The 16,660-nt window shown below is 59.4% G+C and carries 17 protein-coding genes; 9 read left to right on the forward strand and 8 right to left on the reverse strand.

From position 1 onward, the window contains the following. Positions 1-22 precede the first annotated feature (22 nt). The 9 genes from ACQZ5K_RS06810 to ACQZ5K_RS06850 all read left to right on the forward strand — a co-directional run bounded on the left by ACQZ5K_RS06810 (position 23) and on the right by ACQZ5K_RS06850 (position 10,444). Positions 23-1,009, forward strand: a complete 987-nt coding sequence (locus tag ACQZ5K_RS06810; protein ID WP_448736907.1) for a branched-chain amino acid ABC transporter permease — start codon at positions 23-25, stop codon at positions 1,007-1,009. Then, positions 1,006-1,779 carry an ABC transporter ATP-binding protein gene (locus ACQZ5K_RS06815; protein WP_448739954.1) on the forward strand — a complete coding sequence of 258 codons (774 nt, stop codon included), beginning with the start codon at positions 1,006-1,008 and terminating at the stop codon, positions 1,777-1,779. The genes ACQZ5K_RS06810 and ACQZ5K_RS06815 overlap by 4 nt, the downstream gene beginning before the upstream one ends. Next, positions 1,769-2,512 carry a branched-chain amino acid ABC transporter ATP-binding protein gene (locus ACQZ5K_RS06820; RefSeq protein ID WP_080828768.1) on the forward strand — a complete coding sequence of 248 codons (744 nt, stop codon included), beginning with the start codon at positions 1,769-1,771 and terminating at the stop codon, positions 2,510-2,512. The genes ACQZ5K_RS06815 and ACQZ5K_RS06820 overlap by 11 nt, the downstream gene beginning before the upstream one ends. Positions 2,513-2,547: 35 nt before the next feature. Beyond that, positions 2,548-3,756: an aspartate transaminase gene (locus tag ACQZ5K_RS06825; RefSeq protein ID WP_448739955.1), complete on the forward strand. Its 1,209-nt coding sequence runs from the start codon at positions 2,548-2,550 to the stop codon at positions 3,754-3,756. A gap of 324 nt (positions 3,757-4,080) precedes the next feature. Beyond that, positions 4,081-5,019 carry a nitrogen assimilation transcriptional regulator NAC gene (nac, locus tag ACQZ5K_RS06830; RefSeq protein WP_448739956.1) on the forward strand — a complete coding sequence of 313 codons (939 nt, stop codon included), beginning with the start codon at positions 4,081-4,083 and terminating at the stop codon, positions 5,017-5,019. 145 nt (positions 5,020-5,164) lie between these two features. Further along, the gene (locus ACQZ5K_RS06835; RefSeq protein ID WP_448739957.1) at positions 5,165-7,228 is read left to right on the forward strand and encodes a hydantoinase/oxoprolinase family protein; all 2,064 of its coding nucleotides are present in this window, start codon (positions 5,165-5,167) and stop codon (positions 7,226-7,228) included. A 12-nt stretch (positions 7,229-7,240) separates the two neighbouring features. Beyond that, entirely contained in the window at positions 7,241-8,917 is a 1,677-nt protein-coding gene (locus tag ACQZ5K_RS06840; protein ID WP_448739958.1) for a hydantoinase B/oxoprolinase family protein, read from the forward strand. A gap of 9 nt (positions 8,918-8,926) precedes the next feature. Then, complete coding sequence (locus ACQZ5K_RS06845) at positions 8,927-9,733, forward strand: SDR family oxidoreductase (protein WP_448739959.1); 807 nt, start codon at positions 8,927-8,929, stop codon at positions 9,731-9,733. A 12-nt stretch (positions 9,734-9,745) separates the two neighbouring features. Then, a complete protein-coding gene (locus ACQZ5K_RS06850) occupies positions 9,746-10,444 on the forward strand; it encodes an HpcH/HpaI aldolase family protein (RefSeq protein ID WP_448739960.1) in 699 nt (232 codons plus the stop codon). Between the two features lie 72 nt (positions 10,445-10,516). On the opposite strand, the gene ACQZ5K_RS06855 is transcribed toward ACQZ5K_RS06850, so the two are convergent. The 8 genes from ACQZ5K_RS06855 to ACQZ5K_RS06890 all read right to left on the reverse strand — a co-directional run bounded on the left by ACQZ5K_RS06855 (position 10,517) and on the right by ACQZ5K_RS06890 (position 16,660). Beyond that, a complete protein-coding gene (locus ACQZ5K_RS06855; RefSeq protein WP_448739961.1) occupies positions 10,517-11,146 on the reverse strand; it encodes a DUF1062 domain-containing protein in 630 nt (209 codons plus the stop codon). Between the two features lie 471 nt (positions 11,147-11,617). After that, complete coding sequence (locus tag ACQZ5K_RS06860; protein ID WP_448739962.1) at positions 11,618-12,262, reverse strand: cytochrome b; 645 nt, start codon at positions 12,260-12,262, stop codon at positions 11,618-11,620. 3 nt (positions 12,263-12,265) lie between these two features. Continuing rightward, a complete protein-coding gene (locus ACQZ5K_RS06865; RefSeq protein ID WP_448739963.1) occupies positions 12,266-13,045 on the reverse strand; it encodes an anti-sigma factor family protein in 780 nt (259 codons plus the stop codon). After that, positions 13,042-13,548, reverse strand: a complete 507-nt coding sequence (locus tag ACQZ5K_RS06870; RefSeq protein WP_448739964.1) for a sigma-70 family RNA polymerase sigma factor — start codon at positions 13,546-13,548, stop codon at positions 13,042-13,044. Before ACQZ5K_RS06870 ends, ACQZ5K_RS06865 begins: the two co-directional genes overlap by 4 nt. Before the next feature lie 5 nt (positions 13,549-13,553). After that, complete coding sequence (locus ACQZ5K_RS06875) at positions 13,554-13,943, reverse strand: COG4315 family predicted lipoprotein (protein ID WP_448739965.1); 390 nt, start codon at positions 13,941-13,943, stop codon at positions 13,554-13,556. A gap of 112 nt (positions 13,944-14,055) precedes the next feature. Continuing rightward, on the reverse strand, positions 14,056-14,622 hold the full coding sequence (locus ACQZ5K_RS06880) for a YceI family protein (protein WP_448739966.1): 567 nt from the start codon (positions 14,620-14,622) through the stop codon (positions 14,056-14,058). A gap of 202 nt (positions 14,623-14,824) precedes the next feature. After that, complete coding sequence (locus tag ACQZ5K_RS06885; protein WP_448739967.1) at positions 14,825-15,826, reverse strand: IS30 family transposase; 1,002 nt, start codon at positions 15,824-15,826, stop codon at positions 14,825-14,827. A gap of 378 nt (positions 15,827-16,204) precedes the next feature. Further along, positions 16,205-16,660 carry a Rid family hydrolase gene (locus ACQZ5K_RS06890; RefSeq protein WP_448739968.1) on the reverse strand — a complete coding sequence of 152 codons (456 nt, stop codon included), beginning with the start codon at positions 16,658-16,660 and terminating at the stop codon, positions 16,205-16,207.

A 16,660-nucleotide genomic window follows, 5' to 3' on the forward strand; every position in this document is an offset into this window, starting at 1 on the left:
TCTCGAATTTTGAGGACTAGACATGTCTCTCACAGACACCGTTCCCCAGGCACGCCGCCGCGATCTGCGCATTCCGCTCGCCGCCGTCCTGATTATCGTTGCACTTGCCGCGCCCTTCATCGGCACGCGTTACGTAACCCATTCGCTGATCATCGCACTCATCTTCATGCTGCCGGCGCATGGGCTCAATCTGCTCGTCGGCTATACCGGCCTGCTCTCGCTGGCGCAGGCTGCTTTCTTCGGCATCGGCGCCTATACGGCCGGCCTGCTGGCGGTTCACTATGAAACGCCGTTTTATGTGAACCTTATTGCCGCCGGCCTCGTCTCCGGCGCGCTTGCCCTGCCGCTCGGCATTCCGGCGTTGCGACTTCGCTCGACATCCTTCGTCATGTGTACGCTCGGTTTCGTCATCATCGGCCAGGCAATCGCCAAGAACTGGATTTCACTGACCCGCGGTGACATGGGCCTTTCCGGCATCCCGAAACCCTATTTCGAGCTTGGCCCGCTCTCCTTCACGGTCAGCGGAACCACCAGTTTCTATTATCTGGCTCTGGCCATCTGCGTGCTGGGAACGCTTGCCGCATGGGCAATCGTCCGCTCGCCGGCCGGCCGCAACATGGTGGCCATTCGCGAAAACGAGACGCTGGCGGAGTCTCTCGGCGTTCCGACCTGGCGCTACAAGCTGATCGTTTTCATGCTGAGCGCCGTCTTTGCCGGGGTGGGGGGCAGCCTCTATGCCCATTATCTCACGGTGGTCAGCCCGCTGACCTTCCAGATGTATTATTCGACGACGATGCTGATCATCGTTCTTGGCGGTGGTGCTGGCATGATTTCGGGAACCGTGTTCGGTAGCCTGCTTTTCGTCGGTCTGACCGAGGCGCTGCGCGTCGCGCCAGAAGTGCGGATGATCGCCTATGGTTTCTGCCTTCTCGTTCTCGTCTTCTGGTTCAAAAAGGGCTTTGCTCCCCTGATCAATCGCTTCTGGAACGCGATCGGAGGTTCGAAATGACGGCTCATCTTCCCATCCTCGAGATAAAGAACCTCAGCAAGTCCTACGGTGCGGTGAAGGCGGTCAACGATGTCAGCATGCACATCAATCGCGGCGAAATCGCCGGGTTGATCGGGCCTAACGGCTCCGGAAAGTCCACCTTCTTCGATTGCAGCACCGGGCTTGCCCGGCCGGACACCGGCAAGGTGATCCTTGACGGGCAGGACATCACCGGCTGGTCGCTCAACCGCATCGCCCGCGAAGGCCGCATGCTGCGGTCTTTCCAGAAGACAGTCACCTTCAAGGCGCTCGATGTGGAGGAAAACCTTGTCATCGCCGGCCAGATGTTCACCTTTCCCTCGCTATTGTCGACCTTCGGTCTCGGCGGCATGTCGCGCCGCCGCGTGGGCGGGTTGAGAGAGCGGGCGCGCGAGTTGATCAAGATGGCGGGGCTGTGGGACGTTCGCCATCAGCCCGCCGGCAACCTCTCCGGCGGTCAGCAGAAACTCATCCAGTTCGCTTCCATGCTGATGCCGGAGCCGAAGCTCATCCTGCTCGACGAGCCGATGGCGGGCATCAATCCGAAGATCATCGAGCGTGTGGTGGAGACGATCCAATATGCGAATAAATCGCTTGGCGTGAGCTTCCTCGTCATCGAACACAACATCGATGTCGTCACCAGCATCTGCCAGCGCGTCGTCGTGCTGGATCAGGGAACGAAACTGGTCGAGGGACTGCCGCATGACATCATTCAGGACCAGCGTGTGAGGGAGGCCTATCTTGGCGGCTGACAGCAATCTTTCCATCAAGGGCCTGCGCGCGGGTTACGGCAATCTCGATATCCTGAACGGCGTCGATCTGGATGTGCCGGCCGGGCAATTCGTGGCCCTCATGGGGCCGAACGGTGCGGGCAAATCCACCCTGCTCAAAACGCTCTATGGCATGACAACCATCAAGGAAGGCGGCATCGACTGGCGTGGCAAAAATATCGCCGGATTGTCGTCGCGCGCCATTCTGGGCGAGGGCATATCCTTCGTGCCGCAGGGCCGTTGCAACTTCCCGGTGATGACGGTCGATGAAAACCTGCAAATGGCCGCCTATACCATTCGCGATGCAAAGGTGAAGGCGGACCGGGATTATGTCTACGATCTTTTCCCGATCCTGAAGACACGGCGTTCGACGCTCGCAGGCAATATGTCGGGCGGCGAGCAGCAATTGCTCGAAGTGGCGATGGCGGTTCTGCAGCGGCCGAAGGTGCTGCTGGTGGATGAGCCCTCGGTCGGCCTGTCGCCGGCCGCAATCGGCATCGTATTCGATGAACTCCTGCGCCTGCATGCGAATGGCATGACCATCCTGCTTGTTGAGCAGAACACCAAAAAGGCCATGGAGGTGGCGCAGCGCGCCGTCATTCTCCGTCTCGGCAAGGTGATCTGGGATGGCACGCCGGCGGAGATCACCCATGATGAACTTGGCGAATTGTTCCTGACCGGAAAGATGCGCGGCGAACTCGAAGCCGCGCACTGACTGGTCCAAAGCTTTATATCAGACGAGGAAAGACCATGAGCACTTTCGTGCCAGCATCACGCGTGTCGAAAATTAGGGTTTCGCCAAGCACGGCGGCGGCGGCCCGCGCCCGCGAATTGAAAGCCGCAGGCCGCGATATCGCCGACCTGACGGTGGGCGAGCCGGATTTCGATACGCCGCAAGCCGTCAAGGCTGCGGCGCATGCCGCCATCGACCGGGGAGAGACCAAATATACCGCTGTCAACGGCACGCCGGCGCTTCGCAAGGCGATCATCGGCGACTTCCAGAAACGTCTTGGCATCGCCTATGGCGATAGCGAAATCTGCGTCGGCGGCGGCGCCAAGCAGATCCTGTTCCTGGCGCTGATGGCCAGCGTGGAAAACGGTGCGGAAGTCATCATTCCGGCTCCTTACTGGGTGTCTTATCCTGATATGGTCATCGCCAATGACGGCACGCCCGTCATCGTCGCGTGCCCGGAGGAAACGGGGTTCAAACTGACGGCCGAAGCGCTGGAAGCGGCGATCACCCCGAAGACGCTGTGGCTGATCCTCAACGCCCCCTCGAACCCGACGGGTGCTGCCTATAGCGAAGCGGAACTGAAGGCGCTGGGCGACGTATTGCTGCGCCATCCGCACGTCATGGTCCTATCCGATGATATTTACGATCAGGTCTGGTTCAGGGACGAGCCGATGAAAACCCTCGTTGCCGTCGTTCCGGAACTGAAAAACCGCGTGCTTCTGACCAACGGCGTTTCAAAATCCTATGCCATGACGGGATGGCGGATCGGTTACGGGGCAGGGCCGGCAGCACTCGTCGCCGCCATCAACAAGTTGCAATCGCAAATGTCATCCTGCCCGTCCTCGGTCAGCCAGGCCGCCGCCGCCCATGCGCTTTCCGGCGACCAGACATTCGTGACGGAAAGCGTCGCAGTCTATAAACAGCGGCGCGACTACGCTTGCGCACGTCTGAACGCGATCCCCGGCCTCTCCTGCATGGTTCCGGATGGGGCTTTCTACCTCTATCCGAGCTGCGCCGGGGTGATCGGCAAAACGACGGCGGATGGCAAGGTGATCGAAAACGATCTCGATTTCGTCCTCTATCTCCTCGACAGCGTCGGCGTGGCGGCTCTTCAGGGTGCGGCCTACGGGCTTTCGCCCTATTTCCGCATTTCCTTCGCCACCTCCATGGAGGTGCTGGAGGATGCATGCGACCGCATCGAACGGGCGGTGGCTGCGCTGCGGTAAGACAGACCGCTTGGCCCAAAGGAGGCTTTTTTTGTGGTCCGCTCACCGTCCCTCATCCCTATGCTTGTCACAGGGATCCAGCCAGCCCAAGTCCTTGGGCTGAAAGGACTGTTCCGGCCGCGCGAGAGCCGCGTCGGCTGGATTCCTGTGACGGGCACAGGAATGAGGGTGAGGAAATGTCCGATTACATAAAGCACTTGTGTCGTCTACCGCGTGCGGGCGTGTAAAACTCTCTATCCCATTGAAATTACGCATCGTCCTTGCAGAAATCCATTCCTGTTTCCGCATCGATGCGCTAGGATTTCCCCAAAAAAGTGGGGACCGATGAGCGTCGATTTCAAAAAACTCAAGAGCTTCGTCAAGATCGTCGATACCGGCAGCGTTTCGCGTGCCGCCGGCATTCTTCGTGTGGCGCAGCCGGCGCTGTCGCAGCAGATCGCGTCGCTGGAACAGCATTTCAAACACCAGCTCCTGCTACGCAGCAATGTCGGTATCACGCCAACCGAAGCGGGGTTGATCCTCTATCGCCATGCGCAGATCATGCTGAAGCAGATCGAGCAGGCGCAGACCGATATCGACCGCTCGGCCCGCTCGGTCTCCGGCCGCGTCTCCATCGGGCTTGCGACCTATTCATCGTCCAGCGCACTGTCGCTGCCGCTTATCAAGGAGATGAGGGCGCGGTTTCCCGCCATTACGGTCCATATCAACGACAGTTTCGGCCATATCCTCAGCGAGCTGATCATGACCGGCAAGATGGACATGGCGCTGATCTACACCTCCGATCCGATCAAGGGCGTAACGCTGGAACCTTTGTTCCGCGAAGAAATGTTCCTTGTCTCGCCCGCCGATATGAAGTTGCCGGCCGACCCCGGTCAGCCGCTTCCGCTCTCGGCGCTGGATGGCCACGCGATGTTGCTACCGAGCAAGGCGCATTTCCTTCGCCGGCTCATCGATGAAGGGCTGGCGCGGGCGCGCGCAAAGCCGGAGGTCATTTCCGAACTGGAATCCGTGCCTGCTTTGGGCGCTGCGGTGCTGGACGGTCTCGGCTCGACTATCCTTCCAGCCTCCGTTGTTCTGGAAACCCCGAGCTTCAGCGGCGCGCAGCTGCACCCGCTGACAACCCCCGTCATAGACGCCACGGTTTCGCTCTGCGTTTCCGATCATATGCCGCTTTCCGAGCCGGCTCTGGCGGCGCGTTCCGTGCTTCTCGAGATCGTCACCAAGCTCAAGAGCGGCCACCACCCCGGCATTCGCGCCATCTGAATTCGCTATAAGCAAACCCTATGGCGGCAGACCGAGGTTGTGTTGGTAAAGGCCGGCTGAAGGCTTCAATTTTCCATCAGTGAACGGATTCAAATTTGGGTCCACAAGGCAGCCAAAGAGGCTGCATGGTCGCTCGAGGGAAACAATGGCAAAACTGGCTTTCGATACTGGCGGTACCTTTACCGATTTCGCGCTTCTGGATGACAGCGGCGAACTTCACCTCCATAAAGTCCTGAGCACGCCGAAAAATCCGGCGGAAGCTGTTGTCCAGGGCGTATCGGAACTGCTCGAAAAACATGGCGATGCGATTGCCATCGAGAACCTGCAGGTGCTTGGCGCAACCACCGTCGTCACCAATGCCGTTCTGGAGCGCAAGGGCGTGGAAACCGGCTTCGTCACCACCGACGGTTTTCAGGACATGCTGCGGATCCGCAACGAGGGGCGTTACGATCTCTACGATCTGAACATCAAATATCCCGATCCGCTGGTCACCCGCGCCAACAGCTTTGGCGCAGAGGAACGCATCGCCGCCGATGGTGAGGTGATGACGGAGCTCAAGGAAGAAACCGTCCGCGAGATTGCCGGACGGCTGAAGGAAAAGGGCATCCGCTCGGTGGCGGTCTGCCTGCTGCACGCTTACAAATATCCGCAGCATGAGCAGCGCGTCGCCGCACTTCTGCGTGAGGAAGACCCGGATATCTTCGTGTCCTTGTCTTCCGAGGTCTGCCCGGAAATGCGCGAATTCGACCGCGCCTCGACGACGGTGGTCAATGCCTATACCCGCCCGCAAATGTCCGGCCACGTCGCCCATCTGCAGCGGGAGTTTGCTGAGAAGGGAATCGACCGGCAGGTGCTGTGGATGACCTCTTCGGGCGGTCTTGTGCCGAGCCGCCGTGCCGCCGAACTTCCCGTGCGCCTTATCGAATCCGGCCCCGCCGCAGGTGCTGTCGCCGCCGCCGAATTCGGCCGCACGGCGGGTGAGGCGAGCGTGCTTTCCTTCGACATGGGCGGCACCACCGCCAAGCTCTGCCTCATTCCCGATGGCGAGCCGAATGTCGGGACCGATCTCGAAGTCGCGCATTACCAGCGTTTCCGCAAGGGATCCGGTTTTCCGCTGAAAATTCAGTCGATCCAGATGATCGAGATCGGCGCCGGCGGTGGTTCCATCGCCGCGAAGAACCCTCTCGGCCTGCTCGATGTCGGCCCGCATTCCGCCGGCGCCATGCCGGGACCGGCCGCCTACCAGCGCGGCGGAACAGAACCGACGGTAACCGATGCCGATATTCTGCTCGGTTACATGGGAACGGAATCCTTCGTCGGCGGCTCGTTCAAGGTGTCGAAGGACGCCGCCCACGGGGCGATGTCGAAATTGGCCACTTCTCTCGATGTGTCCGTCGAGCGCTGCGCCTGGGGCATCCACGATCTCGTCAATGAATCCATGAGCAAGGCAGCGGCCATGCATGCGACCGATCTCGGCGTCGATCCGCGTTCGCTGCCGATGGTGGCCTTCGGAGGGGCAGGCCCGGTCCATGCCTACGGCATCGCCCGCAAGCTAGGCATTTCACGCATCATCTGCCCGACCGGCGCGGGCGTCAGCTCCGCCATCGGCCTGTTGATCGCGCCGGTCGCCGTCGATCTCTCCGCAAGCCATCCGATGGCGCTCGACGCCTGGGATATCAATGCCATGAACCGCCTGCTCGATGATCTTTCCGCTCAAGGGGCGGAAGTCGTTTCGGCCGCCGGCGTTCCGAAGGAGACGATCAGCAATCGCTATACCGTGGATATGCGCCATGTGGGTCAGGGACACGAGATCACGGTGGTACTGCCCGACCGCAACCTGCCGAAAGACCTTTTCCTTGAAGAATTGCGCAGCAGTTTCTTCAAGCTCTATCGCGAATTGTTCGGCCGCACGGTGGCCGCACCGCTGGAAGTCATCACCTGGCGTCTCCGCGCCAGCGGCGAGAAGGATCAGGTCACCCGGCCGCATGAAACCGTCGTTGCCGAAGCCCGCAAGGGCAGCCGGCAGGTCTATTTCCTTGAGGCGGGCGGTTATGTCGAAACCTCGGTTTACGACCACTACAAGCTGCCGGTCGGCCACGAGGTGAAGGGGCCTGCCATTGTGGAACAGCGGGAATCGACGGCCGTTGTCGGGCCGAGCGGCACCTTCCATGTCGATGCCCACGGCAATCTCGTGATCAACATTCTCTAAGGGGGCAGTCAGATGTCGAAACCCGCAACCGATTTCAACGATCCGATCAACCTTCAGGTCATGTGGAACCGCCTGATCTTCATCGCGGATCAGGCCGATAACGTGCTCGGCAAGACGGCGTTTTCGCCGATCGTGCGAGAGAACCATGATTACGTTACGGTTCTTCTCGACAGTAAGGGCAGGGCGCTGGCGCAATGCACCTGGTCGATCCCGGTTTTCATCACCTCGCTGCCCGCAGCGGCGCAGAAATATTTCCTGCCGAAGTTTCCGGTCGAGATGCTGGAAGAGGGCGATGTTTTGGCCACCAACGATCCGGAAATCGGAACCGGCCATCTGCCTGACGTGACGATGATCACGCCGATCTTCAAGAATGGCAAGGTCGTCGCCTATGCGGGGTCCATCGCCCATCTTCCCGATATCGGCGGCGCGCCGCTGCATTCGGAAGCCAGCGACATTTTCGCGGAGGGCATCCGTTTTCCCATCGTCAAGCTGCTCAAGGCCGGCGTGCCGAACGAGGACGTATTCGATATCATCGCAGCCTCCGTGCGCCTTCCCACGGAAGTGCGCGGCGATCTGGAATCGATGATAGCCGCCAACAATGTCATGGGCCGCGAACTGGTGAAATTCCTCGACGAATACGGGCTGGACGATGTCGATGGACTGGCGGACGCCATCCATACCCGTTCCGAAGCGCAGACGCGCAAGGCAATCCGCGAATGGCCGAACGGCACCTATTCCGCCGAAGTCCTGCTGGACGGGTACGATGTCGACGTCAAGCTGAAAGCCTCGGTGATCGTCAGGGACGATTCCATTCATGTGGATTATACCGGCACGTCGGATCAGGTCCTGCACTCGATCAACTGCCGCACCAATTATCGTTACGCCCATTCGGTATACGCGCTGAAATGCCTGCTCGATGCCGAAACACCCAATAATGAGGGCTGCATCGTCCCGATCACCGACGAGGCGCCGCTCGGCTGCATTCTCAATCCGCAGGAGTGGACGGCGGGCAATTCACGCAACCTGATCGGCCACGTCATTCCTTCGCTCATCTTCAAGGCGCTGGAAGGCATCGTGCCGGAAAAGGTTCTGGGCGATAGCGGCGGCGCGCCGATCTGGGCGGCCAATTGCGTCGGCCAGCGTAACGATGGCACGCAATACGGTTCCGTGCAGAATTTCCATGGCGGGCAGGGCGCACGCGCTGAATTCGACGGGTTGGATACGCTGAGCTTCCCATCCAACTGCAAGGTCACGGCCATCGAAATGTTCGAGGTCGCCGTTCCGGTGCTGACGGAACGCAAGGAACTCATCGCCGATTCCGGTGGCGCCGGCAAACATCGTGGCGGCCTTGGCCAGCGTGTCGTTCTGCGCAATCTCGGCAAGAACCCGATGAATATCTATCTGGCATCGGAACGTGTCCGCCATCCCTGCTTCGGCGTGGTAGAAGGCCAGAGCGGGTCCGCCGGCAAGGTAATGAAGCAGGGCAAGTCGCATTTCCCCAAGGGCAAGGTCGTTCTTCAGACCGGCGAACGTCTGGAAGTTCAGACACCCGGCGGTGGCGGCTGGGGCAGGGCCAGCGAGCGTTCGCACGCGCTGATCGAACAGGATATTTCCGAAGGTCTGGTAACCGCGAAGGCGGCGAAAGAAATCTTCGGCTATTCTGGCGCCATTGCTGCCGCAGCCGAATAGGAGATGAGAATGGGACTGCTGAACGGAAAAATTGCGCTGGTAACCGGCGCCGGTTCAGGCATCGGCCGCGAAACCGCAATTCTGCTGGCGAAAGAAGGGGCGACGGTCGTTCTGACCGGACGCCGTCTGGATCCGCTGCGCGAGGTTGCGGAACTGATCGAGAAGAAAAAGGGCAAGGCCATTGCCCGCACGCTCGATATCGCTTCGCGCGAGGCGATCTTCGACACGGTCAAGTCTATCGGCGAGGCCGTCGGTCCCATCGATATTCTGGTGAACAATGCCGGTTCCGCCAGCAAGGTGCTCAACGCCCGCTTCATCGGCGAGGAGGAGTGGAACGCCACCATCAACGTCAATTTGACGGCCGTGTTCAATCTGACACAGGCGGTGCTGCCAGAGATGATCGAAAAAGGTGAGGGCACAATCATTACCGTCTCCTCGCTCGCCGCCCTCAATCCCAATCTTCTGGGCGGCGTGGCCTATGGTGCGGCGAAGGCGGGCGTGAAGAATTTCATGACCTTCCTGCACAATACCTATCGCAACCAGGGTATCCGCGCGACGACCATCCTGCCGGGCGAGACGGATACGCCGATCATGAACAACCGCGCGCGTCCGCCTCTCAAGGAAGAACGCGCCGTGATGATGGATCCGCATGACGTGGCCCGCGCCATTCTGCTTTGCGCCAGCCTGAACAAAAGCGCTGTCATTCCGGAACTGCACATCTGCCCGACCCATATGCGTGACACATCGAAGGATATCGAAGTCGCGCGCTGGGTGGGCGCGCCGGACGACACGCCGGATATGCCGAAAAAGAACTAGGGAGAGACGTCCATGAATGGAGCAAAGCTGCGCGCCCGTCTTGCGGCGGGTGAGGCTATCAGCATGTTCACCCCGCACCATACGTCGTCGGGCCTTTCCGCCCGGCTGGTGGAACTGGGCGCGGACGCGGTCTTCCTCGATTGCGAGCACGGCACATGGAGCTTCGAGGATGTGCGGGCGACCGGGCAGGTGGTGCGCTCCGTCGGTGGCGCTGCCATCGTGCGCCCGCATTCGCACGAGCGGCCGCTCATCATTCGCTATCTAAATGCCGGTGCGGACGGTATCATGGTGCCCATGGTCGGCAATGCCGCCGAGGCCCGCGCGATTGTCGATGCGGTGCGTTACGCCCTGCCGTCGGATTATGAAAAGCGGCTGGTCATCGCCATGATCGAGACCGTCGATGCGATCGATGTTCTGAATGAGATGTTGAAGGTCGAGGGCATCGACGTCTTCTTCATCGGTCCCGGCGATCTTTCGCAGGATATGGGCTATCCGCCCGCGCCGCCATTCGGTGAGCCGCGCCCGGATGTGGTGATGGAAAAAGTCGCCATCGCTGTCGACAAGATACGCGCAGCCGGAAAGATCGCGGGAACGCTCGCGACATTGGAAGAAGTGCCGCACTGGCGGGAGCGCGGCGTGCAATTCTTCTACGTCCATTCCGATCCGTTCCTGCGCCGCGGTCTCGCCGCGGTGAAGAAGGCACTCGCCTGAGGCGAAGCAGGGGGTCTTCGGTTGAACGATGCCGCAAGCGAGGGCCTGAACCTTCAGGCCCTCGCCATGCCGTTAGAAATCCGCCGTCACGGGTTTCCATAAATGCTCCGGATCGAAGCCGTCGCAGCGCGCGATCACGATCCGGGTGCCGTTTTTAACCCGCCGCCGCAAAAGATCGGAACGGTCGGACTGCGCCCGAAGCGAACCGTCATCCTGAAGCTTCTGCAGCATCGACCGCGAAAGCCCGAGTTCAGACGCTAGCAGTCGGTCAAGGCGTATGCCGGCCTGAAACGGAACCATGAGATCGATCTCCGCCATGGCCCAGTCGGGAGGTTCATCCCGGATCTGTTTCGCGATATCGAATTCGGGAAACTCGTCGACGCGCTGCGATTTACGTCTCAAGGCTTCGAGGTTGAAGGTCTCCGCCCTTATCCATTGCGGATCGTTGGACTGCAGCGCTTCGAGAACCGCAGGGCTGATGTCCCGGACATTCTGGCGCTCGAAAATCGGCCTGTTCCAGCTCTTGTCGCAGATTATGCATCTATAGATAAGCCAGGCATCCAGCTTGCGGCCATTGGCATTGAGCCGGATCTTGCCACTGGCCTGAAACGCCCTCAGGCCGCCGCATCCGCTGCATGCAAGCCAGGGCTGGGGCGCCGTTCGTGGCGTAATGGTCCATTGGACCCGAAGTAAATTGCACATAGTCTCTTGGTCTTCCATTTGGAAGTCCACCGAGATGGTGCAGGAGAAAACCCTTACGGGAACGGCATGGCGGTGTTCTGGGGCGGTGAAGAGCTGAGACAGCGGCGCTGCGCAGGGCACATTGTAACAATGCCAGACCGGTCTCTTGCCACCACCCGATGAACATGATCATTCGCCGACAGCCTGCGGCTATCCGGCAATACGGGTGAAACTGGATTGAGACCGGTATTTACTTAGGCAAAGTCTACCTCGATGCGCCAATGCTCTTCGGCGGCGACAATAACAAACGATCGTTCCGAAGCAGAGTCATCCAGTGCGGAGAAAAGGCCGAAAGCCGTTGCGATGCGACTTTTATGCAACGTCAGGTGACCCGCCCATTCTTCCCAGACCGAACGACGTCACCGGTCGGATTTTATTTCTCACAAAAAAATAATGTAAAAACATATACTTAAATAAAAACGGCTTGTGCGTTTATTTCCGGGAGGAGGAGGTTTTACCCCTGCTATCTGCGGCTGTCGGAAACAGAAGCATACGTCGGAGAGTCGCGTCCTTGCGGATGAAATGGTGCCACAACGCCGCCGCTACATGAAGAAATACGATGGCCGCAGCAAGGTAGGCGAGGGTGGCGTGAACCTCGCTCCAGAAGGCCTCCGCCTTGTCGGAAATCACCAGAGGCAATCCCGGCACGACCACGAGGTCGAAGACGTAACTGGGGATTTGCAGAGGCGAGGTCGACGCGACTGCCCAGCCGGCGAGGGGAACGGCGAGCGTCAGGAACAGCAATGCGGCGTGAGCGGCCCGCGCGGCAAACCTCAATGCCAGCCCTTCGCCTTCAGGAGCCTGCGGCTTTCTGCTGAAAACCGACCACAGGAAACGCGGCGCGGCGAGGGCCAGCACCAGAAATCCTATCGACTTGTGATATTGGAACAGGTCGAACTGAAGAACCGGGTCGATATTGTCGCGGCTCATCAGATATCCCAGCGCAAGCTGCGCCAGGAAAAGCACCGCGATTGTCCAGTGGAACGCGATTGCCACCAATCCGTAGGATATGGGCGTATTACGCCACAGCCGTTCCCGCATCGATGCGCTATCGGAATGATCCTCGAAATATCTCATCGGCTAGCTCAATTGTTGATAGGTGTCTTTCGCGATGGCGTCCATGCGGTCGGAAGGCAGGTTGCCGACCAAAGCACAGCGGATGGTTTCGTCGTCCCAGGAGATGGCCTCCAGTGAACCGACGCTGGAGCGCCGCATGGCGGTGTCGCTCGAGTCGACCGCAGCCACAATATAAAGAGTGACGCGCTGCCCGCTTTTATCCTCATACATCAGCTGGGCGGCGGCGCCTTCGGAACTGGGGAGCAACCGGCCGCCGACAAGGGACAGACCGTGGCGGGTGAGGTCGGGAATGTTCAGTTTGCGGTCCAGCCGTTTCGAAAGCCATTTCGGCAGGCTGGAAGCATTCTCCGCATCGGCCCGAATTTCGACGGGATGCAGAACCTCGCTCGCAAACAGCTTATGCGCCTGTGCTGCATCCGCCACGATGGAATGGGCCGGTTCCATGACCTGAGACACCAGCCCGCGCCCGAACCAGCCGCCTGTCAAGCCAACGGCCAGAATGAGGACGGATGCCGCCGCCATGTTACGCCAATCGGCGCGCTGTGACCGCAGACGCCGCTCGATGCGGTAAACATCGAGGCGCTCGGGCAGGACGTCGGTATCAAGCGGGCCGTAGAGAGCCGTAAGCGTCGCATTCTGCTGTTGCCACATCGCAACCTTGCGTGCATCGGCCGGATTGGAGGCGAGGTGGGCACGAACGGCGTCCCGCCGCCGGTCTTCGAGTTGCCCGTCGACATAAGAGATCAGATCGGCTTCGGTTATCTGCTGTTCGCTGCCGGTCATTTTATCACCTTGAGATTTGGTTGGTCTTCCTGGGTCATCCGGGCGAGGGCCGTTCGGGCCCGCCCCAGACGGGACATCAGCGTGCCCAGCGGAATTTCAAGAACATCTGCCGCCTCCGCATAACTGAGGCCCTCGACGACGACGAGGAGCAGGGCCTCGCGATGTTCGCTGGACAGTTTTTCAATGGCGTGGGCCATTTCGGCAAGCGCAATCCGGCCCGTCTGCGCCGCCGGCACAAACAGTTGCTCCGCAACATCGTCGATCGGCACTTGCGAGGGCCGGCGATTGCGTCCGCGCAGATTGTTGCGGTAGACGTTGACGAGCACCCGGTACAACCATGGACGCAACGGTCCCTGCGGTTTCCACAGCGCCTTTTTACGGATGGCTCTTTCCAGACAGTCCTGGACGAGATCGTCAGCCGTGTCACGGTCATGCGTGAGCGCATTCGCGTAGCGGCGAAGCGCTGGTATGCAACTCGTCATCTCGTCCAGAAAATCCGGCATGGACACTATTCCTTGGCAATGTGCCAGACGCCGCCGACACCATCGCCCGTGACATCGCCGGGCTTGCTGTCCATCTGCCAGCGATAGAGCGGCTTCCCGTCATGCGACCATTGCATCGTACCATCTTTGCGGGAGATTGGTTTATAGTCGCCATCCGCCTTGTCGGTTTTCGAGGCGGCGAGGGGCGGCCATTTCTTTGCGCAGCCGTCGTAGCAGACCGATGCGCCATGGGTATCATTGTCGAATGTATAGAGGGTCATGCCCTTGGCGTCGGTCAGGATCGTGCCTTTGGCCGTTGCCTTTTCAACCACGGCGCCACCGGCATATGGTTCGGCAAGGGCAGCCGTGGCGGCAAGCGTTACTATGCCGGCCAGAACGAAATGATGTGCACGCATGAAGATTGTCCTCTGAAGGGTAATGGATCGGACGATATGCCCGATATTAGAAAAACACCCGCCAGCGGCACTTAATCCCACCGCCGCTCGATTTTTTTCTGCCCCAGCGCCTTTATCTGACGCCCTTCAAATCGATGTCGAATGCGACCGTATTCGAATAGAGCGGCACTCCGACACCCATGCCATAGGGCAGGCGTGCGACATTGCCGGTGACGTGGAAGGTGACGGATCCCTTCTGTTGTTCAACGAATGTCGCGTGAAACGTTTCGGGTCTGGATATGCCTCTGGCTGTCAATGTGCCTTCAACCACGGCGCTGCGCGGTCCGTCCTGCGTAACGCGGCTGGAGCGAAACACGATCTGCGGATAAACGGCGATATTAAAAACCGCGCTGGATCGCAGGAAGTTTTCCACCCGTTCTTGCCCGGTCTGGACACTGGAAGGGTTGAGACTGATTTCCACGTAAGATCTGGCCGGCTGGTCCGGGTCGATATCAAAGCGGCCGGAAATATCAGGAATTGTGCCCTTGATCCCGGGGCCGGCAACCTGTGCAATTGAAAAGCGGATGTGAGAGGCAGGATCGATACGATAGCGCCCGGCCGCAGACGAGAATGGATTGGCAGAGACCGGCGTGCAAACCAATGTCGCGATAAGGAGAGTGATGGGGTGGAAATATTTCACGACGCAAGCTCCTTCATGAGTAGTCGCACTCAGGAGAACACCACAGGAAGAGGTTTAATCCACACCACGCCGGCAGATCATCAAAATCCCGCCCATAGGGGAAGACCAACTTTGACTGTGTATCGGAAAACACCCGTCAGGGAGATGGCTTCAATGGGAGAAGCTACTCCAAGTGCAACGTGCCGGTTTTCAGGGTAGGGGATCAGGCCTCCTCATGCAAATGGGCCATGAACGCTTCGGCCGGCGTCCTGTAGCCCAGGCACTTTCTCGGCTGGTTGTTGAGGATACGTGCGACCTGGTTCAACGTTGCCTGCGACATCTGGCTGAGGTCCGTGTTCGACGGCAGGAAGCGGCGGATGCGCTTGTTGGCGTTTTCCACCGCACCTTTTTGCCAGGGCGCGCTTGGATCACAGAACCAGCTTCGTGCGCCGATACCATCTTCCAAAGCCCGGAATGCCGCAAACTCTGTGCCGCGATCGAACGTAAAGCTTTGACGTGCGCAGGCGGGCAGGCTGGAGAATGCACGCACGATCTTGTCCATGATCGGTCGCGAATGTCGGCTCGGGTTCTTGATCAGAACAGTATAGCGGCTTTTGCGTTCGACAAGTGACGTCACATTGGCATGGCCAAACGGACGCTCGAATATGATGAGGTCACCCTCCCAGTGCCCGAACCGCGATCTGTCTCCAATAAAATCAGGCCTTTGCGATATGCGATGGCTTGCTGGAAAAGCACCATCGCGCGGTTTTCTGGAGCGGAGAGGACGACGCTTGCGGCGCGCTTCCGGCAGGTATTGATAGAGGCCGAGCGCATAATCTTCCTTGCTGTAAATGAACCGGTAGATCGTTTCGGCGGACACGCGAACAGGGCTTATTCCCTCCGACAGCAGACGCCCGGCGATCTGCTCGGGAGACCATCGAGCCTTGAGTTGACGGATGACGTCGGCTCGCAGATCCGGATGGCGTCGCAGCTTGCGCAAGCGTCTTCGTCGCTCGCGGGTCAGTTGATCAGCGATCATCCCGAAGTAACCGGTGTACTGGGGAAGCTCACGGTCATGGAAGGTGTTGCGACGGATTTCGCGATAGATGGTTGACCTATGGCGTCCGAGCCGGCGGGCCATCTCGTTGATAGTGACTTTCTGATCAACGAGACGATGAAGAAGGCGACGATCGGCGAGGGTCAATTGCGAATAGCATCCGGACATGCGAAAATCTCCAAAGTGAAGCCATTGAAATCACTGGCATGTCGCACTTGGAAATAGAATGTACCAATCCACAAACAATGTGGCAGCAAGGTTGGAATGTCGCGCATTGCGCAAAGTTAAAATGTCCCCTGTCGCTCTTTCAGCCCGTGAGAAGTGCGACACTGGCTCAAACAATCAGCCCCCGACCGGACCGGCTGGGCCGGGTTGCAAGGGTAGGGAGGGGGCGGGTGATGGAACTCCCCCTTCGGCTTTAGCTTCCTTCGATCGTCACCCCAGAGGGAGACGATCGAGGAAGTAACCACGCTGCCGTATAAGGCATAGACTTGCGCGATCTTTTTGACAAACCGTGCTTTTCTATCTGAGAACCCGCACCGCCATTTAACGGTCCACGACCGCTCGGAACGTGATCTCAACGAGCTGTTGGGGAAAGGCGAGGCGCGTCACACCAATGATGTTGCTAGCCAGCTGAGGGAGATCGGAACCGTAGACTTTTTTCCGGATTTCCGAGGCGGGGCCGAAGGCTGCATCGACGTCCAGTGCGTAAAGTGTCTCTTCAACCACGTCATCGAAGGTTGCGCCGAATTGTTGTAGGAGGACGCGGGCGTTCTCATAAGTTTGGCGAATCTGAGCTTCCATGGTGTCGAACGAAACTGGCTTTCCAGCGGCATCGATTTCGGCAGGTGCGACCAAATTCCCTTGGCTATCGTGGCTCAGCTGACCGGAAACATAGATCGTATCCTTAACCTTGACCGCTTGTGCGTAGCCAAATGCTTTTTCCCAGGCAACGCCGTGGTTTGCAGATTCAACGCGGGGTCTGTTTGCTTTGTTCGTCAT

Source organism: Agrobacterium sp. 22-226-1 (assembly GCF_053522345.1).